This window comes from Streptomyces nodosus (assembly GCF_008704995.1).
GTDB classification, from domain to species: domain Bacteria; phylum Actinomycetota; class Actinomycetes; order Streptomycetales; family Streptomycetaceae; genus Streptomyces; species Streptomyces nodosus.
Genome location: NZ_CP023747.1, coordinates 1,644,283 through 1,669,571, shown reverse-complemented (window position 1 = coordinate 1,669,571; position 25,289 = coordinate 1,644,283). Strand labels below are relative to the sequence as shown.

General features: G+C 72.4%; 25 protein-coding genes. 18 read left to right on the top strand and 7 right to left on the bottom strand.

Going from position 1 to position 25,289, the window contains the following annotated elements:
- A complete protein-coding gene (locus tag CP978_RS07595; protein WP_150478164.1) occupies nt 1-942 on the bottom strand; it encodes a serine hydrolase in 942 nt (313 codons plus the stop codon).
- A 236-nt stretch (nt 943-1,178) separates the two neighbouring features.
- Here CP978_RS07595 and CP978_RS07590 point away from each other — a divergent pair, with 236 nt between their 5' ends.
- Entirely contained in the window at nt 1,179-1,937 is a 759-nt protein-coding gene (locus tag CP978_RS07590; protein WP_043448266.1) for an SseB family protein, read from the top strand.
- 84 nt (nt 1,938-2,021) lie between these two features.
- Here the strand turns inward: CP978_RS07590 and CP978_RS07585 are convergent, their stop codons facing one another.
- Nucleotides 2,022-2,399, bottom strand: a complete 378-nt coding sequence (locus CP978_RS07585; protein ID WP_043438704.1) for a DUF1844 domain-containing protein — start codon at nt 2,397-2,399, stop codon at nt 2,022-2,024.
- A gap of 412 nt (nt 2,400-2,811) precedes the next feature.
- On the opposite strand from CP978_RS07585, the gene infC reads away from it, so the two are divergent.
- From infC to CP978_RS07540, 9 genes are all read left to right on the top strand, one after another.
- Nucleotides 2,812-3,474: a translation initiation factor IF-3 gene (gene infC / locus CP978_RS07580; RefSeq protein WP_079162497.1), complete on the top strand. Its 663-nt coding sequence runs from the start codon at nt 2,812-2,814 to the stop codon at nt 3,472-3,474.
- A 110-nt stretch (nt 3,475-3,584) separates the two neighbouring features.
- Entirely contained in the window at nt 3,585-3,779 is a 195-nt protein-coding gene (rpmI, locus tag CP978_RS07575) for a 50S ribosomal protein L35 (RefSeq protein WP_007829094.1), read from the top strand.
- 95 nt (nt 3,780-3,874) lie between these two features.
- Nucleotides 3,875-4,258: a 50S ribosomal protein L20 gene (gene rplT / locus CP978_RS07570; protein ID WP_043438698.1), complete on the top strand. Its 384-nt coding sequence runs from the start codon at nt 3,875-3,877 to the stop codon at nt 4,256-4,258.
- Between the two features lie 135 nt (nt 4,259-4,393).
- Nucleotides 4,394-5,248 (top strand): TrmH family RNA methyltransferase, encoded by an 855-nt coding sequence (locus tag CP978_RS07565; protein WP_043448265.1) that lies wholly within the window; start codon nt 4,394-4,396, stop codon nt 5,246-5,248.
- A gap of 138 nt (nt 5,249-5,386) precedes the next feature.
- Entirely contained in the window at nt 5,387-6,517 is a 1,131-nt protein-coding gene (locus CP978_RS07560) for a sensor histidine kinase (protein WP_043438696.1), read from the top strand.
- A 313-nt stretch (nt 6,518-6,830) separates the two neighbouring features.
- Nucleotides 6,831-7,955, top strand: a complete 1,125-nt coding sequence (pheS, locus tag CP978_RS07555) for a phenylalanine--tRNA ligase subunit alpha (RefSeq protein WP_043438693.1) — start codon at nt 6,831-6,833, stop codon at nt 7,953-7,955.
- On the top strand, nt 7,955-10,465 hold the full coding sequence (gene pheT, locus CP978_RS07550; RefSeq protein WP_043438690.1) for a phenylalanine--tRNA ligase subunit beta: 2,511 nt from the start codon (nt 7,955-7,957) through the stop codon (nt 10,463-10,465). The genes pheS and pheT overlap by 1 nt, the downstream gene beginning before the upstream one ends.
- A gap of 647 nt (nt 10,466-11,112) precedes the next feature.
- The gene (locus CP978_RS07545) at nt 11,113-12,453 is read left to right on the top strand and encodes an NsdA family TPR-like regulatory protein (RefSeq protein ID WP_043438687.1); all 1,341 of its coding nucleotides are present in this window, start codon (nt 11,113-11,115) and stop codon (nt 12,451-12,453) included.
- Between the two features lie 149 nt (nt 12,454-12,602).
- On the top strand, nt 12,603-13,148 hold the full coding sequence (locus tag CP978_RS07540) for an NUDIX hydrolase (RefSeq protein WP_043438684.1): 546 nt from the start codon (nt 12,603-12,605) through the stop codon (nt 13,146-13,148).
- 206 nt (nt 13,149-13,354) lie between these two features.
- Here the strand turns inward: CP978_RS07540 and CP978_RS07530 are convergent, their stop codons facing one another.
- Both CP978_RS07530 and CP978_RS07525 read right to left on the bottom strand, forming a co-directional pair.
- Nucleotides 13,355-13,612 (bottom strand): hypothetical protein, encoded by a 258-nt coding sequence (locus CP978_RS07530; protein ID WP_043438682.1) that lies wholly within the window; start codon nt 13,610-13,612, stop codon nt 13,355-13,357.
- Nucleotides 13,613-13,857: 245 nt separating this feature from the next.
- Nucleotides 13,858-14,718, bottom strand: coding sequence for a 3-hydroxybutyryl-CoA dehydrogenase (locus CP978_RS07525; RefSeq protein WP_043438681.1), 861 nt, complete (start codon nt 14,716-14,718; stop codon nt 13,858-13,860).
- Between the two features lie 203 nt (nt 14,719-14,921).
- Between CP978_RS07525 and CP978_RS07520 the strand changes: the two genes are divergently transcribed.
- Nucleotides 14,922-16,109, top strand: a complete 1,188-nt coding sequence (locus tag CP978_RS07520) for a glycoside hydrolase family 10-like protein (RefSeq protein ID WP_227745336.1) — start codon at nt 14,922-14,924, stop codon at nt 16,107-16,109.
- Nucleotides 16,110-16,125: 16 nt separating this feature from the next.
- Here the strand turns inward: CP978_RS07520 and CP978_RS07515 are convergent, their stop codons facing one another.
- Both CP978_RS07515 and CP978_RS07510 read right to left on the bottom strand, forming a co-directional pair.
- Nucleotides 16,126-16,332 (bottom strand): DUF1918 domain-containing protein, encoded by a 207-nt coding sequence (locus CP978_RS07515; protein WP_043438679.1) that lies wholly within the window; start codon nt 16,330-16,332, stop codon nt 16,126-16,128.
- Nucleotides 16,333-16,430: 98 nt separating this feature from the next.
- Nucleotides 16,431-17,405 carry a DMT family transporter gene (locus CP978_RS07510; protein WP_043438677.1) on the bottom strand — a complete coding sequence of 325 codons (975 nt, stop codon included), beginning with the start codon at nt 17,403-17,405 and terminating at the stop codon, nt 16,431-16,433.
- On the opposite strand from CP978_RS07510, the gene CP978_RS07505 reads away from it, so the two are divergent.
- Nucleotides 17,404-18,894, top strand: coding sequence for an aminotransferase-like domain-containing protein (locus tag CP978_RS07505; RefSeq protein ID WP_052454053.1), 1,491 nt, complete (start codon nt 17,404-17,406; stop codon nt 18,892-18,894). The two genes, CP978_RS07510 and CP978_RS07505, sit on opposite strands and share 2 nt — an antisense overlap.
- Before the next feature lie 72 nt (nt 18,895-18,966).
- Nucleotides 18,967-19,548 (top strand): histidine phosphatase family protein, encoded by a 582-nt coding sequence (locus CP978_RS07500; protein ID WP_043438676.1) that lies wholly within the window; start codon nt 18,967-18,969, stop codon nt 19,546-19,548.
- A gap of 11 nt (nt 19,549-19,559) precedes the next feature.
- On the opposite strand, the gene CP978_RS07495 is transcribed toward CP978_RS07500, so the two are convergent.
- Nucleotides 19,560-20,018, bottom strand: a complete 459-nt coding sequence (locus CP978_RS07495; protein ID WP_043438675.1) for a DUF6314 family protein — start codon at nt 20,016-20,018, stop codon at nt 19,560-19,562.
- Nucleotides 20,019-20,207: 189 nt separating this feature from the next.
- Between CP978_RS07495 and argC the strand changes: the two genes are divergently transcribed.
- From argC to CP978_RS07470, 5 genes are all read left to right on the top strand, one after another.
- Entirely contained in the window at nt 20,208-21,236 is a 1,029-nt protein-coding gene (argC, locus tag CP978_RS07490) for an N-acetyl-gamma-glutamyl-phosphate reductase (protein WP_043438674.1), read from the top strand.
- A complete protein-coding gene (gene argJ / locus CP978_RS07485; RefSeq protein WP_043438671.1) occupies nt 21,233-22,390 on the top strand; it encodes a bifunctional glutamate N-acetyltransferase/amino-acid acetyltransferase ArgJ in 1,158 nt (385 codons plus the stop codon). The genes argC and argJ overlap by 4 nt, the downstream gene beginning before the upstream one ends.
- Before the next feature lie 116 nt (nt 22,391-22,506).
- Complete coding sequence (gene argB / locus CP978_RS07480; protein WP_052454052.1) at nt 22,507-23,457, top strand: acetylglutamate kinase; 951 nt, start codon at nt 22,507-22,509, stop codon at nt 23,455-23,457.
- Nucleotides 23,454-24,665, top strand: coding sequence for an acetylornithine transaminase (locus CP978_RS07475; protein ID WP_043438670.1), 1,212 nt, complete (start codon nt 23,454-23,456; stop codon nt 24,663-24,665). The genes argB and CP978_RS07475 overlap by 4 nt, the downstream gene beginning before the upstream one ends.
- A gap of 7 nt (nt 24,666-24,672) precedes the next feature.
- Nucleotides 24,673-25,212 carry an arginine repressor gene (locus tag CP978_RS07470; protein WP_043438667.1) on the top strand — a complete coding sequence of 180 codons (540 nt, stop codon included), beginning with the start codon at nt 24,673-24,675 and terminating at the stop codon, nt 25,210-25,212.
- Nucleotides 25,213-25,289 lie beyond the last annotated feature (77 nt).

Genomic DNA, 25,289 nt, shown 5'->3' with positions numbered 1-25,289 from the left:
TCAGCCGAACGCGGCCACCGCGGCCCGCGCGGCCGCCTCCACCAGGGAGATCCCCTCGGCCTTCGTGGAGTTGCCGTCCGACAGCACCGCCACCAGATAGTCGTGACCGCCGGCCGTGACGCGCCCGATGCTGTTGATGTCCCACAGCCCGGTCGTGCTGCGCGGCAGCCAGCCGTTCTTCAGCGCCCACCGGGAGCCGTCGGCGACGGCGGACACGCCCCAGCTCTGGTCCTCGGCGATCTCCTCCATGAGCCCCCGCACATACGTCCGCGAGGCCTGGCTCAGCAGGGACTCCTCCCCGAACACCTGCCGCAGCAGGGCGAGCTGGTCGGCGGCCGTCGTCCGGGTCAGCCCCCACAGCGTGCCCTCGCCGCCCGCGGTGTCCGTCAACCCGAGGCGCTTGTTGGCGCGGTCGAGACCGTCCGCCCGCCCGATCGCGTCCCACAGCGCCGAGGCGGAGGCGTTGTCGCTGTTCTCGATCATCGCCGTGGCGTACGACCTCTCCTGTGCGGTCAGCCGCCGGTGCGCGTCCTGCGCCTGGAGCAGCAGTGCCGCCAGGATGTCGACCTTCACGATGCTCGCGGTGTCGAAGGTGCCGTCGCCGTACCGGGCGGAGTCACCGGAGTCCGGGTCGAGCACCGCCACGGCCACCTTCGCGCCGTCCTCGACGGTCACGGACTCCATGGCCTTCTCCAGCAGCGCGTCCCGGTCCTCCCGGGGTTCTGCGGCTTCCACCGATGCCTCCTGACGGGCCGTGGGCGACGACGAGGGTGCCGACGATACGGCGCCCCCGGCGGCGTGCGCCCGCTCCTTCACATACACCGTCCCGGCGACCGTCCCGACGACGGCCGGCACCAGTGCCGCGCACAGCCACCGGCGGTGTCGCGCCGGGCGGGCGCGACGGCGGCGGGCGCGGTGGCTGCGGGCTCTGCGGGAGCTCATGGCCGCGATGCTCGGGACCGAGGCTGTGCGTGCCGTGGGACGGACATGAGATCCGCTTCAGGTGTCGATGAGAAAACCCTGAGCGCACCCGAGGGACCCTGAGCGGCGAGAGGCCCTGAGCGGCCCCCGGGAGGACCGGCCGTGGACCGGGGCGGAGGGGGCGGTACGGGGTGGTACGGCCGCGGCGGGCATCCCCGGCCCGGGTGCGTCCCGGACCCCCGATAGGGTCGGTGACCGTGGCGAACAAGAACATTCCCGACCCCGGCTACTCCGACGACGACGGGTCCGCCGACCCCCGGCTGACCGCGGCGCTGGCCGCCTGGGCCGAGGACCGCACCGCCGTGGGCCCGGTGCTGGAGGCCCTCGAAGGCACCCGGCTGCTGGTCCCCGTGGTGGCCGTGCTCGGCGAGCTGGAGGAGGCCGGCGAGGAGGGGCACGCCTGCGGGCGGGGGGCCGGGCTGCCCCGGGAGAAGACCAGCGAGATGGCCGTCCCCACCCTGAAGGCCGGCGACCGTACCGCCCTGCCCGCCTTCACCTCCACCGAGTCGCTGGCCCGCTGGGACCCGGCGGCCCGTCCCGTCGCCGTCCCGCTGCACCAGGCCCTGAGGGCCGCGGCGCACGAGAAGGCCGACACGATCGTGCTGGACATGGCGGGGCCGGTCGCCTTCGAGCTGACCGGGCCCACACTGCTCGCCCTCGCCGAGGGCCGCAGGACGACCGATCCGCTCCAGGACCCGGCCGTGACCGAGGCCGTACGGGTCGCGGTGGCCGCGGAGTCCGCCGTGCTGAGCGCCTCTCTCGGCCCGGGACAGGCCGACGGCGTCCTGGCGCTCGTCCTCGACCCGGCCGCCGCCCCGGGCGAGGCCGTACGCGCCGTGGCGCGGCGCCTGGCGCAGGACGAGACGCTGAGGGCCCGCCTGGTGCGCGGCCTCGACCTGGCGGTGCTGCCGGCCGGGACGACGCCTCCGGGCGAGCCCCTGTTCGTGCGTGGCTGAAACGGAAGCGGCCGGTCCGTCCGCCGCAGCGGTGAACCGGCCGGGACGTCCGGCCGGTCGTGGGACCGGCCGGGGACGGAACGGCTAGCCGTAGACGGGGCCGGTGTACTTCTCCCCCGGCCCCTGGCCCGGCTCGTCCGGGACGAGCGACGCCTCGCGGAACGCCAGCTGGAGCGATTTCAGGCCGTCGCGCAGTGGGCCCGCGTGGAAGGAACTGATCTCCGTCGCGCTCGCGTCCAGCAGACCGGCGAGGGCTGCCACCAGCTTGCGGGCCTCGTCCAGGTCCTTGTACTGCTCGCCCTCCTCGGTCAGGCCGAGCTTCACGGCGGCGGCGCTCATCAGATTGACGGCGACCGTCACGATCACCTCGACCGCGGGGACCTCCGCGATGTCACGGGTCATGGCGTCGAAGCCGGGGTTCTCGGGGGAGGCCGGGGCTTCCTCGGGGGAGGTGTCACTCATGCCCCACACGATAGGCCCCGGCACGCTCCCGCCCGCACGGGAGGCCCGCCCCGGGGCCCCGGGGCGGACGGTGCACACCGGTTCGCGCCGCCCCCGGGGAGCTGCTAGCCTTGTGGGACGACCGGCCGGACGCGGTAGTTGTCCGGCCCTCAAGTGGAGGCTCCGATCTCCCACCTGACCGCCCTCCGGGGCGGCGGGTCACCGGTCAGGCGGCCCCCACCGTTCCGTACGGACGGTGGAGTCGCCCGAATGTGCGCCCCGCGGTCCACCGCGGCGGTGCTCCGGATCGTTCGGAGTCCCGCCTGTGTACCGTCCGGGGCATTTTTCGTGTGCCGCGGTGGTTGGTCCCCATGTCAAACGGACATACGCGGCTGTCTGCCAGGCGGCCGTATGGTGCTACCGAGGAGGATCCATCAGCGCCGAGCCCCGCATCAACGACCGGATTCGCGTTCCCGAGGTGCGACTTGTCGGTCCCAGTGGCGAGCAGGTGGGCATCGTCCCCCTGGCCAAGGCACTGGAGCTTGCGCAGGAGTACGACCTGGACCTGGTCGAGGTCGCGGCGAACGCCCGTCCGCCCGTGTGCAAGCTCATGGACTACGGGAAGTTCAAGTACGAGTCGGCCATGAAGGCCCGTGAGGCGCGCAAGAACCAGGCGCACACGGTCATCAAGGAGATGAAGCTCCGGCCGAAGATCGACCCGCACGACTATGACACCAAGAAGGGTCACGTCGTCCGGTTCCTCAAGCAGGGCGACAAGGTCAAGATCACGATCATGTTCCGTGGCCGTGAGCAGTCGCGCCCCGAGCTGGGCTACCGACTGCTGCAGCGCCTCGCGGAGGACGTCCAGGACCTCGGTTTCGTCGAGTCGAACCCGAAGCAGGACGGCCGCAACATGATCATGGTCCTCGGTCCGCACAAGAAGAAGACCGAGGCGATGGCCGAGGCCCGTCAGGCGCAGGAGGCCCGCAAGGCGGAGGCGAAGGCCCACCCGGGCCGCTCGCAGAACGCCGCCGAGGCCGAGACCGCGGAGGCCGAGACCAGCGAGGCCCCGGCCGAGGCCCCCGCCGAGGCGTGACCCCCGGGACACCCGTCCCAGGATGTAACCGACAGAAGAGCGACGCTCCGATCGTGCCCGGTTCTTGTGACCGGGCACGGGAGCGCCACCGACGAGGAGAGAACGGCGCTATGCCGAAGAACAAGTCGCACAGCGGTGCCAGCAAGCGCTTCAAGGTCACCGGCTCCGGCAAGGTGCTCCGTGAGCGCGCCGGCAAGCGCCACCTGCTTGAGCACAAGTCGTCCCGTCTGACGCGTCGCCTCACCGGTAACGCCGAGATGGCCCCGGGCGACGCCAAGAAGATCAAGAAGCTTCTCGGCAAGTGACGCGGCGGCGCGCGAGCGCCGTACGTCTGAACCGGGACCCAATCGATTCCGGGCCGCACAAGTCCAACCGCGGCCCCGTTACAAGGAGTTAACAAGTGGCACGCGTCAAGCGGGCAGTCAACGCCCACAAGAAGCGCCGGGCGATCCTCGAGCAGGCCTCCGGCTACCGCGGTCAGCGCTCGCGCCTGTACCGCAAGGCCAAGGAGCAGGTCACCCACTCGCTGGTCTACAACTACAACGACCGCAAGAAGCGCAAGGGCGACTTCCGTCAGCTGTGGATCCAGCGCATCAACGCCGCTGCCCGCGCCAACGGCATGACGTACAACCGCTTCATCCAGGGCCTGAAGGCCGCGAACGTCGAGGTCGACCGCAAGATCCTCGCCGAGCTGGCCGTCAACGACGCCGGTGCGTTCGCCGCGCTGATCGAGGTCGCCCAGAAGGCGCTGCCCGCGGACGTCAACGCGCCGAAGGCGGCGTGACGCCCGCCGGCTCCGGCCGGATGTGACACGGACCCGCAGGCTGATGGCCTGCGGGTCCGCCTGTGTCTGCGCAGCCGCCGCCCGGACCCTGAACAACGTGATCGACGGAACGTGACCGACCTGAAGGTGACCCCCATGCCCCCGGCCCCCGAGCTGATCTCCCCCCGCTCGCCCCGCGTCAACGCCGCGCGACGGCTGGCCAAGCGGAACTTCCGGGGCAAGGAGCGGCTGTTCCTCGCGGAGGGGCCGCAGGCCGTGCGGGAGGCGGCGGCGCACCGCTCCGAGGGCCGGGCCGGCCTCGTCGAACTCTTCGCCACCCCCGAGGCCGCCGAGCGCTACGCCGAGATCGTGGGCGAGGCACGGGCCGCCGGCGCGCGCATCCACCTCGCGGACGAGGAGGTGATCGCCGACATCTCCACCACCGTCACCCCACAGGGCCTCGTCGGTGTCTGCCGGTTCCTCGACACCGGCTTCGAGGCGATCCTCAGGACACGCCCCCGGCTGGTCGCCGTGCTCGCCCATGTGCGGGACCCCGGGAACGCCGGAACCGTGCTGCGCTGCGCGGACGCCGCCGGAGCCGACGCCGTGGTCCTCACCGACGCCTCCGTCGACCTCTACAACCCCAAGGCGGTCCGGGCCTCCGTGGGATCGCTGTTCCATCTGCCGGTGGCCGTCGGCGTCCCCGTCGAACGCGCCGTGGCCGGGCTCAAGGACGCCGGAGTGCGGATCCTGGCCGCCGACGGCGCGGGCGACCGAGACCTGGACGAGGAACTGGACAAGGGCACCATGGGCGGCCCCACCGCCTGGGTCTTCGGCAACGAGGCCTGGGGGCTCCCGGAGGAGACCCGCGCACTGGCCGACGCCGTGGTGCGCGTGCCGATCCACGGAAAAGCCGAAAGTCTGAACCTCGCGACCGCCGCCGCCGTATGTCTCTACGCGTCCGCCCGTGCACAGCGTGCCGTCGGAGGATGCCGTAGCGTCACCGTCTAGTGCCGACGCACTAGTAGGGTGGCGGGCTCGGGGGGACTTTCCCCAAGCTCTCGGCTCGTCCCCGCACACGGCTTCGCCCGGGAGGGACCCCTAGGAGCGGGGAGAACCCGTACGCCGGACGAGAGGTGGGGCACGGGGATGAGCGTCGGCACGAGCAGGGCACCGGAAGCACGGGACGCGTCCCGGGCCCCCGCGCCCCGGTGCGATGATCTCGCCGGGCTCGGCCTCGAGCCGGACGACCTCCCCGACGGCCTGGTGATCGCCGACGAGCAGGGCCGGGTGATCTGCTTCAACGCCGCGGCCGCCCGGATCACCGCCGTCCCCGCCGCCGAGGCCCTGGGCCTGCGCCTCGAACAGGTGCTGCCGCTGGAGGACCTGGAGGGCCGCCGCTGGTGGCAGCTGACCGACCCCTACGGCGGGCTCGCGATCCGGGTACGGCAGCCGGAGCGCAATCTGCTGCTGCCCGGGGGACGGGAGGTCCTGGTGGCCGCGCGGTATGTGCGCACCCGCCGGGGCGGGCCGGTCCGCCGCATCGTGGTCACCCTGCGCGACACCGAGGCCCGCCGCCGCACCGAGCGCAGCCATGCCGAGCTGATCGCGACCGTCGCCCATGAACTGCGCTCGCCGCTGACCTCAGTCAAGGGCTTCACGGCCACCCTGCTCGCCAAGTGGGAACGTTTCACCGACGACCAGAAGCGGCTGATGCTGGAGACGGTCGACGCCGACGCGGACCGGGTCACCCGGCTCATCGCCGAGCTGCTGGACATCTCACGGATCGAGTCCGGGCGGCTGGAGGTGAGACGCCAGCCCGTCGACATGGGCGCCGCGGTCGGACGCCATGTCCAGGCCCATGTGGCCGCGGGCCAGCCCGCCGACCGCTTTCTGCTGCGTCTCGAGCACCCGCTGCCCGTCCTCTGGGCCGACCCCGACAAGATCGACCAGGTGCTCAGCAACCTCCTCGAAAATGCCGTGCGCCACGGTGAGGGAACCGTCACCATTGAGGTCACGCCCGCGACGTCCCCCCGGGAAGGGGAGGACGCCGGCACGTCGGTCACGGTGAGCGACGAGGGCCCCGGCATCCCGGAGGAGTCCATGAACCGCGTCTTCACCCGCTTCTGGCGGGGCAGCAAACGCGGCGGCACGGGCCTCGGGCTCTATATCGTCAAGGGCATCGTCGAGGCCCACGGCGGCACCATCACGGTCGGCCGCGCCCGCGGCGGCGGCGCCGAGTTCCGATTTATTCTGCCCGTGGCGGCCCCGGCCTTCTGATCGATCTCGTCGCACGGCGACGAACAGGCCGGTGGCGGCGACGGGCGACACAGGAACGACAGGCGACAGAAAAACCTGCCCGGCGCCGTCTGCGGCGATGCCGGGCGACGGGCGCATTCACGGTGTCCCACGGCGCCGGACAGGGCGATGACGGGTGAGACGGGCGGGCCACAGCGGCCCATGGGCGCATACGCACGACGCCTGCCCCGTTAGACTCGGCCATTGGCACCTTTGCGTCCCGATCCGTGGACGAGAACGACCACGGATCGAAGACGAGGCACTCCAGCCAGCCAAATCGGAAGCACGGGAAGAGATGTCGGCACCCAATAAGTCGTACGACCCTGTCGAGGTCGAGGCCTTGAAACCGGAAGAGATCGAGCGCATGCGGGACGAGGCGCTCGCCGCCTTCGCCGCCGCGGACTCCCTCGACACGCTCCATGAGGCCAAGGTCGCCCACACCGGCCCCGCCTCACCGCTGGCCCTCGCCAACCGCGAGATCGGCGCCCTGCCCCCGCACGCCAAGGCCGACGCGGGAAAGCGCGTCGGCATGGCCCGCGGCGCCGTCAACAAGGCCCTGGCCGCGCGCCAGGCCGAGCTGGAGGCCGATCGGGACGCCCGGGTGCTGGTCGAGGAGTCGGTGGACGTCACCCTGCCCTACGACCGCGTACCGTCCGGCGCCCGGCACCCGCTGACCACCTTCATGGAGCGGGTCGCGGACGTCTTCGTGTCCATGGGGTACGAGGTCGCCGAGGGCCCCGAGGTCGAGGCGGAGTGGTTCAACTTCGACGCCCTGAACTTCACGCCCGACCACCCGGCGCGGCAGATGCAGGACACCTTCTTCGTCGAGGGCCCGGGGGCCGAGCACGGCGAGTCCGGGGTGGTGCTGCGCACCCACACCTCGCCGGTGCAGGCCCGTTCCCTGCTCGACCGCGAGCCCCCCGTCTACATCGTCTGCCCCGGCCGGGTGTACCGGACCGACGAGCTGGACGCCACGCACACCCCGGTCTTCCACCAGATCGAGCTGCTGGCCGTCGACGAGGGCCTGACCATGGCCGACCTCAAGGGCACCATGGACCACATGGTCCAGTCCCTCTTCGGCGCGGACATGAAGACCCGGCTGCGGCCGAACTACTTCCCCTTCACCGAGCCGTCCGCCGAGATGGACATGCTCTGCTACGTCTGCAAGGGCGAGTCCGTCGGCAACCCCGACCGGCCCTGCCGCACCTGCTCCAGCGAGGGCTGGATCGAGCTCGGCGGCTGCGGCATGGTCAACCCCCGGGTGCTCGTCGCCTGTGGCGTCGACCCCCAGAAGTACAGCGGATTCGCCTTCGGGTTCGGCATCGAGCGGATGCTGATGTTCCGCCACAACGTCGAGGACATGCGAGACATGGTCGAGGGTGACGTCCGGTTCACCCGGCCGTTCGGGATGGAGATCTGATGCGGGTCCCGCTTTCTTGGCTGCGGGAGTATGTCGACCTGCCGGCGACGGAGACCGGGCGCGACGTCCAGGCCAAGCTCATTTCGGTCGGTCTCGAGGTCGAGACCGTCGACCAGCTCGGCGCCGACCTCAAGGGCCCCCTGGCCGTCGGCCAGGTGCTGTCCATCGAGGAGCTGGAGGGCTTCAAGAAGCCGATCCGCTTCTGCACGGTCGACGTCGGCCAGGCCAACGGCACCGGTGAGCCGCAGGAGATCGTCTGCGGCGCCCGCAACTTCTCCGTCGGCGACAAGGTCGTCGTGGTCCTGCCGGGCGCCGTGCTGCCCGGCGGCTTCGCGATCGCCGCGCGCAAGACCTACGGCAAGGTCTCGCACGGCATGATCTGCTCCAGCGACGAGCTGGGCATGGGCGACGACGGCACCAAGGGCATCATCGTGCTGCCGCCGGAGCACGAGGTGGGCACCGACGCCATCGAGCTGCTCGAACTGGTCGACGAGGTGCTCGACGTCGCCGTCACCCCGGACCGCGGCTATGCGCTCTCCCTGCGCGGCATCGCCCGGGAGACCGCCATCGCCTACGGTCTGCCGCTGCGCGACCCGGCGCTGCTCGACGTCCCCGCGCCGAACGCCTTCGGCTACCCGGTGCAGATCTCCGAGCCGCTGGGCTGCGACCGCTTCACCGCGCGCACGGTGACCGGGATCGACCCCGAGGCGCGCTCCCCGATCTGGCTGAAGCGCCGGCTGCAGAAGGCCGGGATGCGCCCGGTCTCCCTGGCCGTCGACATCACCAACTATGTGATGCAGGAGCTGGGCCAGCCCCTGCACGCCTACGACCGCTCCCGCGTCCAGGGCGCGATCGGTGTGCGCCGGGCCGAGCAGGGCGAGAAGCTCACCACCCTCGACGGCGTCGCCCGCACGCTGAACGCCGAGGATCTGGTGATCACGGACGACCGGGGTCCGATCGGCCTCGCCGGTGTCATGGGCGGCGCCGACACCGAGATCGCGGACCACGGCCATGAGACCGGCGGCACCACCGATGTCGTCATCGAGGCCGCCCACTTCGCCCCGATCTCCATCGCGCGCACCGCCCGCCGCCACAAGCTGGCCTCCGAGGCCTCCCGCCGCTTCGAGCGCGGCGTCGACCCGCAGGCCGCCTCCGCCGCGGCGCAGCGCACCGTCGACCTCCTGGTGCTGCTCGCCGGCGGCACCGCGGAGGGGGGCGTCACCGAGGTCGTCGCGCCGTCCGCGCCGCGCACCATCACCATCCCGGTGGACCACCCGGACAAGGTGGCGGGCGTCGAGTACGGCCGCGAGACCGTCGTACGCCGGCTCCAGGAGGTCGGCTGCGACGTCTACGGACAGGACGAGCTGATCGTCACCGTCCCGTCCTGGCGGCCCGACCTCACCGACCCCAACGACCTGGCCGAGGAGGTCATCCGGCTGGAGGGGTACGAGAACCTGCCCTCCACGCTGCCCAAGCCCCCGGCCGGCCGCGGACTGACCGACCGGCAGCGGCTGCACCGCCGGGTCGGCCGCGCCCTGGCCGGCGCCGGCTATGTCGAGGCGCCGAACTACCCCTTCATCGGCGAGCAGGTCTTCGACCAGCTGGGCCTGGCCGCGGACGACCCGCACCGCAAGGTCGTCAAGCTGGTCAACCCGCTCTCCGACGAGGAGCCCGCCCTCCGTACGACGCTGCTGCCGGGCCTGCTCGGCGCGCTGCGCCGCAACGACGGCCGCGGCACCCACGACCTGGCGCTCTTCGAGACCGGTCTGGTGTTCCACCCCCGTGCGGAGCGGAGCGCCGCCGAGCGGCTGCCCGTCGACCGCCGCCCGACCGCCGAGGAGGTCGCCTCGCTCACCGCGGCGCTTCCCGAGCAGCCGCGGCACGCCGCCGTGGTCCTCGCGGGCGCCCGCGAGCAGGTCGGCTGGTGGGGCAAGGGCCGCCCGGCCGACTGGGCGGACGCCGTCGAGGCCGCGCGCAGCATCGCCCGGGAGGCCGGGGCCGACCTGGTCGTCCGCAAGGGCCAGTACGGTCCGTGGCACCCCGGCCGCTGTGCCGAGCTCGCCGTGGTGATCGACGGCACCGAGCGGGTCATCGGGTACGCGGGTGAGCTGCACCCCGGCGTCCTGAAGACCCTGGGTCTGCCGGCCCGTAGCTGCGCGATGGAGCTCGACCTCGACGCGCTGGAGCAGGCGGGCACCGGTCCGGTGAAGGGTCCGCGGATCTCCGCCTTCCCGATCGCCACCCAGGATGTCGCGCTGGTCGTCGACCGGACCGTCCCGCACGCGGACGTCGAGGCGGCGCTGCGGGAAGGCGCCGGGGAACTACTGGAGTCCGTCCGGCTGTTCGACGTCTACGAGTCCGAGCAGCTCGGCGAGGGCAAGAAGTCCCTGGCCTATGCGCTGCGCTTCCGCGCCCCGGACCGCACGCTGACCGTCGACGAGGCCTCCGCGGCCCGCGACACGGCCGTCGCACTGGCGGCCGAACGCACGGGCGCGGTCCTGCGGGGTTAGCCGAGCGGCACCCGGTGTGACGCTTCGGGCAAGGGAACCCCCTTGCCCGAAGCGCTCGGGAAGCACCGGACGCCGCCCCCGGCCGGACGAACGCGGCTCGCCGCGGCGGGCCGCGCCGGAGGGGCCGAGAAGCGGTGGCAGTCGAAGAACCGGAACCGGCCCGTGGAGTCCTGAACCCTGACTCCACGGGCCGGTTCCGTGCTGTCAGGGCCGCGGTCCGGCGTTCCGAGGTGTGGGCACCGGGGGCGCGGTTCCCGGGAACGCACGGGGCGGCGCGTCACCGGCCGCCGGCGCGGGATCTGGCCAGGGGCGCCGTGCCGCGCGGTTCCCCGAGGCGGGGGGCGCCCGGTGCAGACGGCTCGGCCTGCCCGTGCCCGCCGTACGCGAGGCGCGGGCCGCGGTCACGCCGTTCGCCCCACCGTGGAGTGTCGGGCAGGCAGGTGGGGCGGACGGCGTGGGATCGGGCCGCCGTACGGTACGAGGGGGAGCCGGCGGCCCGGCCGCCCTCTTGCGAGGGATGTCAGTCAAGCGGCCGGAAACCCCCCACGACAGCGCACGCACCGCCCGGATGCGGGCACTCCGTTCACACCCCGTGTGAAGGCGTACGCACTACGCTGTCGGGCACCGAGTCATCCGGGGGGCCACCGATGCAGCCCAATACTCTGCTCGACGCGATACTCGACGAGGCGGGGATCTCCCACGCGGGTCTGGCCGCGCACGTCAACCAGGCGGGGCGGGCCCGAGGCCTGGGGCTCCGGTACGAGCACACCGCGGTGGCGCGTTGGCTGAAGGGCCAGCGCCCGCGCGGCCAGGTGCCCGATCTGATCTGCGAGGTGCTCGCCGCCCGGCTGCACCGCCCGGTGACGCTCGACGACATCGGCCTCGGGGTCCCCGGCGAGCCCGCCGCCCCGCACGGCTCCGGCCTCTCCGGTTTCGTCGAACGGGCCACGGCCCTGTGGCGCTCCGACGAACAGCAGCGCCCCCATGTCCTGGACGCCCCCGCCGTCACCGGCACGCCCGCCGTGATGCCGGTATGGGAGTGGGAGAACCCGCCCGAGGACATGGACGTCTCGCGCGGCGGCCGGCACCGGGTCACCCCGGCCGACATCGAGACGCAGCGCGCCGCCCGCGCCCACTACGAGCAGATGTACCGCAAGGCCGGGGGCATCGCGACCCGCAGCCGGGTGGTCGGCTTCCTCAACGCCGAGACGGCGCCCCTGCTGCGCGGCGGCTACACCGATGCCACGGGCCGGCAGCTGCACCGCGCCACCGGCGGTCTGGTGGCCATCGCCGGCATCTGTGCCTATGACTCGGACGCCCATGGCCTCGCCCAGCGCTATTTCCACCAGGCCCTGCGCCTGGCCAAGGCCAGCGGCGACCGGGGTCTCGGCGCCTATGTGATAGCGCTGCTGGTCAACCAGTCGCTGTTCATGAAGGAGTACCGGCAGGCCGTCGCCTTCGCCGAGGCCGCGCTGCGCACCGCGGGCCGGCAGATCACCCCCGCGCTCGCCTCCGATCTGTATGCGATGCAGGCGAAGGCGTACGCCCATCTCGGGGACGCCACCGGGGCGTTGTCCTGCATCGGGCGGGCCGAGGCCGCCGCCGAACGCATCCGGCGCGGCAGCGAGCCCGATGAGACCGGCTATGTCCAGCCCGGCCTGGTCAACGTCCAGGTCGCGGAGGCGCTGCTCAGCCTCGGCGACCTGGAGGCGGCCGGGGAGCACGCCGTGGCCGCCGTCGACACCCCCGCCCACGACCGCGGCCGGGTGCACCGGCTCGCCATCCTCAGTCAGATCGAACTGCGCCAGGGCGACGCCGACAAGGCGACGGCCACCGCGGTCGAGATGGCGGAGCGGGCGCGGGGCATGGAGTCCATGCGGCTGCGCGACCGGCTGCGGGCGGTGCGCGAACATCTCGCCCGCAGCGGCTGCGCCGGAACGGCCCGGGCGGCCGAACTCATCGACGGGGCACTGCGCGTACCGCTGTAGACACGGCCCCACCACGCCGAACGTCCCCACTGCCGCGCCGAGGTGGACGACTGCGCCCGCCGCTGCGCCCGGGATGCGCCGCCGTGAGCCTGCTGAGAGGGCGTTCGTGCTGCGATATTGCCACTTACTCGGCGGAAGGTGGCAGAACCGTGCAATGGACGAAACAGAACGAACAAACCGTCTATGAAAACCGCTGGTTCAGCGTCAATCTGGCGGATGTCGAGCTCCCGGACGGCCGGCACCTCGACCACTTCCTCATACGGCTGCGGCCCGTCGCCGTGGCCACCGTCGTCAACGAGGCCCAGGAGGTGCTGCTGCTGTGGCGGCACCGTTTCATCACCGACAGCTGGGGGTGGGAACTGGCCGCGGGCGTCGTCGAGGACGGCGAGGACATCGTCGACGCCGCGGCCCGCGAACTGGAGGAGGAGACCGGCTGGCGGCCGGGACCTCTGCGCCATCTCATGAGCGTTGAGCCCTCCAACGGGCTCACCGACGCCCGGCACCACATCTACTGGGCCGACGAGGGCGAGTACATCGGACACCCCGTGGACGACTTCGAGTCCGACCGCAGGGAATGGGTTCCCCTCAAAGTCGTCCCCGACCTGGTCGCCCGCGGGGAGGTCCCGGCCGCGAACATGGCGGCCGCGCTGCTCCTCCTGCACCATCTCAGGCTCGGACAGGACACCCCGCGCTGAGCCTCCCACCGTGTGGCGAGGGCGGGGCATCGCCTGCCGGTCTAGTGCCCCGGCAGGCAACGTTCGCCCCGTCGCGGCGTCCAGCACGCACTCTCGCCGCACCGGCCGCAAGCCCAAGTACGTCCAGTACGAGGGCTTCCGGCCGGCACACCGAGAGCACGCACCGGACGCCGCTCCTTCACGGGCAAACGTTGCCAGCCGCGGCACTAGTGCCCCAGCGCCTGCCAGATCGTCACGACGAGTGCGCCCACGGCCGTGAGGGCGGCGACCGCGGGCAGCGGCCAGCGCGTGTGCTCCAGGGCGACGACCCTGACGGTCAGTTCGTCGAGATCCTTGGCGGTCTCCTCGGCGCGATGACTGAGCAGGGCCAGCCCTCCCTCGACGCGGGCATGTGCCACATCGAGGCGACGGCGTAACTCTGCGACTTCTCCATGGACCACGAGATGCTCGGGGTCGGCGGTCACGGGTCCGCTCCTTTCCGTAGTCGTCACATCCCTTGCTCTGTGCAGGGAGAGTCAACTCGCCTGGTGGGCGCGGGGGGAGCGTGTGCGAACGGCATATGCGTGTCCGCCGCGCACACGGTGTGTGAATACCGCGGGCCCGGCTCCGTGATCGGCGCCGGGCCCGCGGTGGCCTGATATTGACGGTCCGTGACCGGACCGGCCGCCGTGCGGCCGGGTCCCGTGGGGATCCCCTCCCGTCGGACGGCTCAGGCGTAGGTGTAGAACCCCGACCCCGTCTTGCGCCCCAGCCGGCCCGCCTCGACCATGCGCTGGAGGAGCGGGGGAGCGGCGTAGAGGGGCTCCTTGTACTCCTGGTACATCGAGTCGGCGATCGACACGATGGTGTCCAGGCCGATGAGGTCGGAGAGCCTGAGCGGGCCCATCGGGTGGGCGCAGCCCAGTTCCATGCCGTTGTCGATGTCCTCGCGGCCCGCGATGCCCGACTCGAACATCCGGACGGCGGACAGCAGATAGGGCACCAGCAGGGCGTTGACCACGAAGCCGGAGCGGTCCTGGGCGCGGATCGCGTGCTTGCCGAGGACCTTCTCGGCGAACGCCTGGGCCCGGGCGAGGGTGGCCTCGGAGGTGGTGAGCGCGGGGATCAGCTCGACCAGCTTCTGCACCGGGGCCGGGTTGAAGAAGTGGATGCCGACCACATGGTCCGGCCGTGCGGTGGCGACCGCCAGCTTCACCAGCGGGATCGAGGAGGTGTTGGATGCGAGGATCGCGTCCGGGCGGGTCACCACCTGGTCGAGGACCTGGAAGATCTCCGTCTTCACCTGCTCGTTCTCGACGACCGCCTCGATCACCAGATCGCGGTCCGCGAGCTCGCCGAGGTCGGTGGTGAAGGACAGACGCGCCTGCGTCGCGTCCCTCTCCTCCTCGGAGATCTTGCCGCGCTCGGCCGCCTTGGACAGGGAGTTGAACAGCCGGGTCCGCCCGATCTCCAGCGCCTCGCCGGTGGTCTCGGCGACCTTGACATCCAGTCCGGCGCGGGCGCAGACCTCGGCGATGCCCGCTCCCATCTGGCCGCAGCCCACCACTCCGACGCGTTCGATGTCGGTCACATCGTCCCCTTCGCTGTACTACGCCGACGCAGGTCCGTTCGGGTTCCGGTCGCCTGCTCCGATCGTGCACGTTACCCCCAGGTTTCCACGATCGATCGTTCGGGTGGGGGCATGCTGGGGGCCGCGAGAACGATCCGTGACGGCGCGGATCCGCAGCGTACGAGGGCAGGCAGATGGGCCGGGTCTCACGTCGGACGTTCACGATGGCCGCGCTGACGGCCCTTACCACGGGAGCGGCGGCCGCGCCGCGGCGACGGAGCACGGCCGAGGAGATGCGGGGGACCTGGCTGGCGACCGTGTTCAACCGCGACTGGCCCTCCCGGCCGGGACTGACCCCAGCCGTGCAGCGCTCCGAGCTGCGCGGCCTCCTGGACACGGCGGTACGGCACGGTCTGAACACCGTCTTCTTCCAGGCCCGCCCCTCGGCCGACGCGCTGTGGCCCTCGACGTACGAGCCGTGGTCCCAGTGGCTCACCGGCGTCCAGGGCAAGGACCCCGGCTGGGACCCGCTGGGCACGGCCGTGGCGGAGGCCCATGCGCGCGGACTCGAACTGCACGCCTGGTGCAACCCCTACCGGGTCGCCTCCCACACCGATCTCTCGCGGCTGGTCGCCTCGCACCCCGCCCGCAGACACCCCGACTGGGTCGTCGCCCACGGCGGGAAGCTGTACTACAACCCGGGACTGCCCGAGGTCCGCGCCTTCGTGGAGGACGCGATCCTGGACACGGTGGTCCGCTATCCGGTCGACGGTCTGCACTTCGACGACTACTTCTATCCCTATCCCGTCGCGGGACAGCTCTTCGACGACGACCGGGCCTATGCGGCCCACGGGGGCGGCTTCACCGGCCGGGCCGCCTGGCGCCGCAACAACATCGACCTGCTGGTGCGGGAGACCGCCGCCCGTATCCGGCGGATCCGGCCCGCCGCGCGCTTCGGGATCAGCCCCTTCGGGGTGTGGCGCAACGCCGCCACCGACGCCCGGGGCTCGGCCACCCGGGCCGGGGTGCAGACCTACGACGACCTCTACGCGGACACCCGGACCTGGGTGAGGTCCGGGTGGCTGGACTACATCTGCCCACAGCTCTACTGGAACATCGGCTACGCCCCGGCCGACTACGCGGAGCTGGTGCGCTGGTGGGCGCAGGTCGCCCAGGGGACGAACGTACGGCTCTACGCCGGCGAGGCGCTGTACAAGGCAGGAGACCCCGCGCAGCCGGCGGCCTGGCGGGACCCGGCGGAACTCTCCCGGCATCTCACCCTGGCCGGGCGCTACCCCCAGGTGCGTGGTCATGTCTTCTTCGCGGCGAAGGACATCGCCCAGGACAGGACCGGCGCGATGGCGCGGGTGGCCGCCGACCACTACACGCAGCCGGCCAGGCCCCCGCGCTGAAACGCTGCCGCCCGGTCTACCGTCCGGTCTGCCGGCTGATCTCCTTGTGGCGGATCTCGGTGTCGGGACCCGGTGAGCAGACACCTTCGTGCCCGTCCTGGAAGCGGACCCGGTACGGCGGGTTGCCGTCGGTGCCCATCACTTCGACGATCTCACCGATCTTGTCGTGCTGTCCGACGATCCTGCCGTGCTGTACCAGCTTGTCGCCCACGGTTGCACGCATCTGACGGGCCTCCTCGTCACGTGCGGATGGTCGGGCCGTGACCCGCGGGCCCACGGCCCGGGTGCGCCGGTCGACCCGGCCCGTGCACCCTGCCTCGGTCAGCTCCGCGCCCGCTGGGTGACCGCGATGCAGACCAGCACCGCGGCGGCCGTGAGCGGCGCTGCCGGGGTGAGGTGCTCGCCGAGGAGCAGTACCGACCACACCAGTGTGAGCAGTGGTTGCGCCAGTTGCAACTGGCTGGCCCGCGGTATGCCGACGGCGGCCATGCCCCGGTACCAGACCACCAGCCCGAGGAACTGCGAGCCGACCGCCACCCACAGCAGCCCGGCCACCGCGTGCGCCGTGAGGTGCGGCGGCTCGTACGCCAGGGCGACGAGCGCGCCGGGCACGGCCACCGGAAGGCACAGCATCAGCGCCCAGCCGATCACCTGCCAGCCGGGCATCACCCGGGCCAGCCGGCCGCCCTCGGTGTAGCCCGCCGCGCAGATCAGCAGCGCGCCGAAGAGATAGGCGTCCGCTCCGGTCAGCGCCCCGCCGCTCTGCCGCACGGTGAACGCGGCGACGGCGGCGGCGCCGAGGAGCGCGGCCACCCAGAAGGTCCGGGAGGGCCGGGTGCCCATGCGCAGCGCCGAGAACAGCGCGGTGGTCAGGGGGAGCAGCCCGACGACCACGGCGGCGTGCGCGGTGGTCGAGGTGCGCAGCGCGAGGGTGGTCAGCAGCGGGAAGCCGACCACCACCCCGGCCGCCACCACGGCGAGCCCCGCCCAGTGCCGGCGCGGGGGCGGGGGAACCCGCAGCGCCAGCAGTGCGCCACCGGCGACGACCGCGGCCAGCACACTGCGGACCGCCACCAGGGACCAGGGGCCGAAGCCCTCCAGGCCCCAGGCGGTGGCGGGAAAGGTGAGGGAGAAGGCGACGACCCCGAGGGCGGCTTGCAGGGTGCCGGCGCGGCGGAGGGGCGTCGCGGCCGGGGCCGGACCGCCCGGGACCGAGGTGTCCGCCCCGTCGGCGGTACCGGGCGCCGGGTGCACCGCTATCGACGTTTCTGCGGTAGCGCTATTCTCTGCTCTCATGCACGAGCGTAGCAGTGTGGGTGAATTGGCGGACAGGCTGCGGGCGGAGCTGAACCGCTACTCTCCCGGAGAGAAGCTGCCGTCCAGTCGTGCCCTCGTCGAGCGGTTCCGGGTGAGCCCGGTGACCGTGTCGCGGGCGCTGGCCCGGCTGGCGGCCGAGGGCCTGCTGGTGACCCGGCCGGGGGCGGGCGCCTTCCGGGCCGCACCGCGTACCGGCGCGCGGACGGTGGGCGACACCGACTGGCAGGAGGTCGCGCTCAGCGCCGACTCCTCCGCCGAACTCGTCCCGCGCAGCGTCGACGCCTCGGGGGTGCTGGCCTCCCTCGCCTCCCCGCCCGCCGGTGTCATCGAGTTCAACGGCGGCTATCTGCATCCCTCGCTCCAGCCCGAGCGGGCGATGGGCGCGGCCCTGACCCGGGCCGGCCGCCGGCCCGGCGTATGGGCCCGGCCGCCCGTCGAGGGCAGCGCCGAGCTGCGCGAGTGGTTCGCGCGCGGCATCGGCGGCGCGGTCACCGCGGCCGATGTGCTGATCACGGCGGGCGGCCAGTCGGCGCTCACCACGGCACTGCGGGCGCTGGCGCCGCCGGGCGCCCCGGTTCTGGTCGAGTCCCCCACCTACCCGGGCATGCTGGCGATCGCCCGGGCGGCGGGCCTGCGGCCGGTGCCCGTCCCGGTGGACGCGGACGGGCTGAAACCCGCGCTGCTCGCCGACGCCTTCCGGGCGAGCGGCGCCCGGGCCGTCGTCTGCCAGCCGCTCTTCCAGAACCCGACCGGTGCCGTCCTCGCCCCCGAGCGCCGGCCCGAGGTGCTGCGCATCGCGCGCGACGCCGGGGCGTTCGTGATCGAGGACGACTTCGTACGGCGCCTGGCGCACGAGGACGCGGGCCCGCTGCCGCCTCCGCTCGCGGCCGAGGACCCCGACGGTGTGGTCGTGCATGTCAGCTCGCTCACCAAGGCCACCTCGCCCAGCTTCCGGGTCGGCGCCCTGGCCGCCCGGGGCCCGGTGCTCGAGCGGCTGCGCGCCATCCAGGTCGTGGACACCTTCTTCGTACCGCTTCCCCTCCAGGAGGCCGCGCTGGAACTCGTCGGCTCGCCCGCCTGGCCGCGCCATCTACGGGCCGTCTCCGCCGAGTTGAGGCACCGCCGCGAGACCATGGCCGGGGCCCTCCGCTCCGGGCCGGGCGATCTCACCCTGCCGCACGTCCCCTCCGGCGGCTACCACCTCTGGGTGCGGCTGCCCGACGGCACCGACGAGTCCGCCCTGGTCGCGGGCGCCCTGCGGGCCGGTGTGGCGGTCGCCCCGGGCCGCCCCTACTTCAGCGCCGAGCCCCCCGCCGCCCAGCTGCGCCTCAGCTTCGCCGCGGTCGCGGGCACCGGGGAGATCACCGAGGGCGTACGACGACTGCGCACGGCCTGTGAGGAGGTGCTCCGGCGGCCGGGCACCGCGCTTCTCCCGGCCGCGGGCGACGGGCACACGGGCCCCGCGTGAACTCTCGGACACCACCGGAAACTCCTGAGCGCACATCTTGACCCGTACACCGGCACGCCGCACGATCGCCGCATGCATCTTCGGGTCACGTTCGTCGCGGCAGCGCGCAGTTCCTCGCTGCTGGCCGAGCGCTTCGAGGACGACCGCCCGCTGGACCAGGCCGGATGGTACGAGGTGCAGCGCGTCGCCGGGGGACTGGTACCGCTGGCGGCAGCCGAGCTGCGCTACTGTTCGCCGACCCCGCGGAGCCGGGCGACCGGGAACGCGCTCGGCTACGCACCACTGGTGCAGCCCGCGCTGCGGGACTGCGACATGGGCCGCTGGCGCGGGTTCACGCTGGGCGAGGCGATGGCCCGGGAGCCTTCGGCGGTGGACGCCTGGATCTCCGATCCGCGCTCCGCGCCGCACGGCGGGGAGTCGCTGCTGTCGTTCATCTCCCGGGTGGGCGGCTGGCTGGACACCCGCCCCGTGGACGACGGCGGTCGGGTCGTCGCGGTGGCGGAACCGTCGGTGATGCGGGCCGCGCTGGTGTACGCGCTGAACGTGCAGCCGTCGGCCTACTGGAACATCGACGTCCCCCCGCTGTCCACACTCACGCTCGCCGGGCGGGGCGGACACTGGAACCTCCGCCTGGAGACCGCGCCGGCCGCCTGATCGGAACGTCCTCAGCCGCCCTCGCGCTCACGGGTGTAGTCCGTGGTCAGGACCAGGTCCTTCGCGGGACCCCTCACCCGCCACACCGTGCGCCAGTGGTCCGCGTCGTGGACGGTGAACTCGCCCCGGTAGAGGTCCGCGGCGCACGGATGGTCGGCGACATGGCGGCCGGTGGTGAGATCGAGGTCGTGGAAGAAGCGCCCGTCGGTGAACCGCACCTCCGCCGTTCCGGGTGCCGGGCCCGTGAGGAACCACAGGGTGCGCTCGGCGGGACGCGGCGTGCCCCGCCAGACGAACGTGCCCGACTCCTGGTGCAGCAGCCCCTCACGGCCGTCCGCCAGGGGTGAGAACACGGTCGTCCCGCTGAAGTGCCCGGTCTCTCCGCTCGCCAGGTCGCGCACCGTCCGCTCCACGCGCCAGCGCCCGGCGAGATGGGCCCGCACATCCCTCACGGGCCACCATTCGCCCATCGTCGTCGTCCCTTCGGTCCCACCGCCCGCGCCCACCCGGTCGGCGCGCCCTGTTCCCGCGGTGGCCGGCTCCTCTTCCCGGGCCCGCCCCGGGTGGATCACCCTGCCGCGCCATGATCACACAGACGGCGGAATAGATTGCATAAACGTGCAGCGTTACGTATAGTCATGCCATCTAGAGGAGGGTTCATGACTGTACGTGCGGCGGTGGCCGGAGCGAGCGGGTATGCGGGCGGAGAGCTGCTGCGTCTGCTTCTGACGCACCCCGGGGTCGAGATCGGCGCCCTGACCGGGAACTCCAACGCCGGACAGCGGCTCGGCGCGCTTCAGCCGCATCTGCTGCCCCTGGCCGACCGGGTGCTGGAGGAGACTGCCCCCGCGGTCCTCGCCGGACACGACGTCGTCTTTCTCGCCCTGCCCCACGGGCAGTCCGCCGCCGTGGCCGAGCAGCTCGGTCCCGAGGTGCTGGTGATCGACATGGGGGCCGACTTCCGGCTGAAGGACCCGGCCGACTGGGAGCGGTTCTACGGCTCGCCGCACGCCGGGACCTGGCCCTACGGCCTCCCCGAACTGCCGGGTGCCCGTGCCGCGCTGGAGGGGTCCAAGCGCATCGCGGTGCCCGGTTGCTATCCGACCGCCGTCTCGCTCGCGCTCTTCCCCGCCTATGCCGCCGGGCTCGCCGAGCACGAGGCCGTGGTCGTCGCCGCCTCCGGCACCTCCGGCGCCGGCAAGGCACCCAAGCCGCATCTGCTCGGCAGCGAGGTCATGGGCTCCATGTCCCCGTACGGCGTCGGCGGCGTCCACCGGCACACCCCCGAGATGATCCAGAACCTCGGCGCGGCCGCCGGTGAGCCCGTCTCCGTGTCCTTCACCCCCACCCTCGCCCCCATGTCCCGGGGCATCCTCGCCACCTGCACGGCCAAGGCCAGGCCCGGGGGCACCGCCGAGTCGCTGCGCGCCGCCTATGAGAAGGCCTTCGCGGACGAGCCCTTCGTGCACCTCCTCCCCGAGGGGCAGTGGCCCGCCACCGCGTCCGTCCACGGTTCCAACGCCGTTCAGCTGCAGGTCGCGTACGACGCCGCCGCGCACCGGATCATCGCGATCAGCGCCATCGACAACCTGACCAAGGGCACCGCGGGCGGTGCCGTCCAGAGCATGAACATCGCCCTGGGTCTCGACGAGACCACCGGCCTTTCCACGATCGGAGTCGCACCGTGAGCGTCACGGCAGCCAAGGGATTCAGGGCGGCGGGCATCGCCGCCGGGATCAAGGAGAACGGCAACCCGGACCTGGCCCTCGTGGTCAACGACGGGCCCCGCCGCGCCGCCGCCGGCGTCTTCACCTCCAACCGTGTGAAGGCCGCACCGGTGCTGTGGTCCGAGCAGGCCCTCAAGGCCGGCCAGATCTCCGCGGTCGTCCTCAACTCCGGCGGCGCCAACGCCTGCACCGGCCCCAAGGGCTTCCAGGACACGCACGCCACCGCGGAGAAGGCCGCCGAGGTGCTGGGCCGGGGCCCCATCGAGGTCGCCGTCTGCTCCACCGGCCTCATCGGCGTGCTCCTCCCGATGGACAAGCTGCTGCCCGGGATCGAGACGGCCGCCGCCCAGCTGTCCGAGCACGGCGGTGAGAAGGCCGCCCTCGCCATCAAGACCACCGACACCGTCCACAAGACCTCCGTGGTGAGCTCGGAGTCCGGGGGCTGGACCGTCGGAGGCATGGCCAAGGGCGCCGGCATGCTCGCGCCCGGCCTGGCCACCATGCTGGTCGTGCTGACCACCGACGCCGATCTCGACGGCGAGACCCTGGACCGGGCCCTGCGCGCCGCCACCCGGGTCACCTTCGACCGTGTGGACTCCGACGGCTGTATGTCCACCAACGACACCGTGCTCCTGCTCGCCTCCGGGGCGTCCGGGGCCGTGCCGGAGTACGAGGAGTTCGCCGAGGCCGTCCGCGCCGTCTGCGACGACCTGGGCCGCCAGCTCATCGGCGACGCCGAGGGCGCCAGCAAGGACATCAAGGTCGAGGTGGTGGGCGCCGCGACCGAGGACGACGCCGTCGAGGTGGGCCGCGCCGTCGCCCGCAACAACCTCCTCAAGTGCGCGATCCACGGAGAGGACCCCAACTGGGGCCGTGTCCTGTCGGCGATCGGCACCACCCGGGCCGTCTTCGAGCCCGACCGGCTCAATGTCGCCATCAACGGAGTCTGGGTCTGCAAGAACGGCTCGGTGGGCGAGGACCGCGAGCGGGTGGACATGCGCTACCGCGAGGTCCACATCGTGGCGGACCTGGCCGCGGGCGACGCCGAGGCGACCATCTGGACCAATGACCTGACCGCCGACTACGTCCACGAGAACAGCGCGTACAGCTCCTGACCGGCCCACGGGCCGTTCCGGGATGACCCGGAACGGCCCGGTACGGGACCTAAGGTGCCTCCAAGGCCCACACCGCCCGACCGGCGGCTGATCCAAGACCTTCGCGAAAGTCGGCTATGACGGTCAAGAACTCAGAAGACTCAGCAGAACAGTCGAAGCTCCCGACCCGCAAGCACACCGCCCTGCCCAAGGCCCAGACCCTCATCGAGGCGCTGCCCTGGCTGACCCGCCACCACGGCAGGACGGTCGTCATCAAGTTCGGCGGGAACGCCATGATCGACGAGGAGCTGAAGTCCGCCTTCGCCCAGGACGTCGTGTTCCTGCGGCACGCCGGGCTCAGGCCCGTAGTCGTGCACGGCGGCGGCCCTCAGATCAGTGCCGCCCTCGACCGGCACGGCATCCCCAGCGAGTTCAAGGCGGGTCTCAGGGTCACCAGCGAGGACGCCATGGACGTCGTCCGCATGGTCCTGGCCGGACAGGTGCAGCGGGAGCTGGTCGGCCTGCTCAACCGGCACGGCCCGCTCGCCGTCGGCCTCACCGGCGAGGACGCGCACACCATCACCGCGGTCAGGCACCGGCCCGAGATCGACGGCCGGCCGGTCGACATCGGGCGGGTGGGCGAGATCACCCGGATCGACACGGGCGCCATCGAGGCGCTGCTGGCCGACGGCCGTATCCCGGTCGTCTCCTCGATCGCCCGGAGCCAGGACGACGGACATGTCTACAACGTCAATGCTGATACGGCGGCTGCGGCACTCGCTGCGGCACTGGGCGCCGAGACCCTCATGGTCCTCACGGATGTCGAGGGCCTCTACGAGGACTGGCCCGACAGCGACGAGGTGATCAGCCGCCTCACCGCCTCCCAGCTGGAGAAGCTGCTGCCGGAGCTGTCCTCGGGCATGGTGCCGAAGATGGAGGGCTGTCTGTTCGCCGTGCGCAACGGCGTCCGCACCGCCCGGGTCATCGACGGCCGGGTCCAGCACTCGATCCTGCTGGAGATCTTCACCGACGAGGGCATCGGCACCATGGTCGTGCCCGACGGATCCGACCAGGGGGACGCCGTATGACCGACCGCTCCGCCAACCAGGAGCTCACCCGGCGGTGGCAGGGCGCGCTCATGAACAACTACGGCACCCCGCGGCTGCCCCTGGTCCGCGGTGCCGGCACCCGGCTGTGGGACGCCGACGGCAAGGAGTACCTCGACCTCGTCGGCGGTATCGCGGTCAACGCCCTCGGCCACGCCCACCCCGCCGTGGTCGCCGCGGTCAGCGAGCAGATCGCCTCCCTCGGCCATGTCTCCAACCTGTTCGTCGCCGAACCCCCCGTCGCCCTCGCCGAACGGCTGCTCCAGCTCTTCGGCCGGGACGGCAAGGTGTACTTCTGCAACTCGGGGGCCGAGGCCAACGAGGGCGCCTTCAAGATCGGCCGGCTGACCGGGCGCACCCATATGGTCGCCACCGAGGGCGGCTTCCACGGCCGCACCATGGGCGCCCTCGCGCTCACCGGTCAGCCCGGCAAGCAGGAGCCGTTCCTGCCGCTGCCCGGTGACATCACGCATGTGCCGTACGGCGACGCCCAGGCCCTGGCCGCGGCGGTCACCGAGGAGACCGCCCTGGTGATCATCGAGCCCGTGCAGGGCGAGAACGGGGTCGTCGTCCCGCCCGCCGGTTATCTCAAGGCGGCCCGCGCGATCACCGCCGCCACCGGGGCGCTGCTCGTCCTGGACGAGGTCCAGACCGGTGTCGGCCGCACCGGGCACTGGTTCGCTTACCAGGCGCATGAGGGCGTGCTGCCCGATGTGGTCACCCTCGCCAAGGGCCTCGGCGGCGGGCTGCCGCTCGGCGCCACCGTCGCCTTCGGCCGTGCCGCGGAGCTGCTCAGGCCCGGCCAGCACGGCAGCACCTTCGGCGGCAACCCCGTCGCCTGCGCCGCCGGGCTCGCCGTGCTGGACACCATCGCCGCCGAGGGCCTGCTGGAGAACGTGAAGCGGCAGAGCGAGAAGCTGAGGGACGGGATCGAGTCACTGGGGCACCCGTTGATCGGCCGCGTCCGGGGCTCGGGCCTGCTCCTGGGTATCGTGCTCACCGAACCGCTCGCGCAGCAGGCGCAGCAGGCGGCTCAGGACGCCGGTCTCCTGGTGAACGCTCCCGCCCCGGACGTCGTACGGCTGATGCCTCCGCTGATCCTCGGCGACGACGACGTGGCGGAGTTCCTCCGGGCGCTGCCCGGCGTCCTCGACGCAGCGACCGACGGGGACGGACGATCCGGAGAATGAGACGACGATGAGTCAGGCGCAGGACCACGACCACACGGGGCCCGCCGTGCCGCAGACCCGCACCGCACGCCACCGCCGGATCGTGGACATCCTCAACCGGCAACCGGTGCGCTCCCAGAGCCAGTTGGCGAAGCTCCTCGCCGACGACGGACTGAGCGTCACCCAGGCGACGCTCTCCCGGGACCTGGACGAGCTGAACGCGGTGAAGATCCGCAACACCGACGGCGACCTCATCTACGCGGTCCCCAGCGAGGGCGGCTTCCGCACCCCGCGCGCACCGCTGGGCGGGTCGGCGAAGGAGGAGCGGATGCGGCGTCTGTCCCAGGAGCTGCTGATCTCCGCGGAGGCCTCCGCCAACCTCGTGGTCCTGCGCACCCCGCCCGGCGCGGCCCAGTTCCTTGCCTCGGCCATCGACCAGGCGGAACTGCACGACATCCTCGGCACGATCGCAGGCGACGACACCCTGCTGCTGATCAGCCGGGAGCCGAGCGGAGGCCAGGCGCTGGCGGACCATCTGCTGCGGCTGGCCCAGAACAACAACCACTGAGCCGACGGCGCGGCCGGCGGGCGTGCCGGATCGACCGGGGCCGAGGCGGCGCGGAGGGGGTGCGGAGGTCACCGATG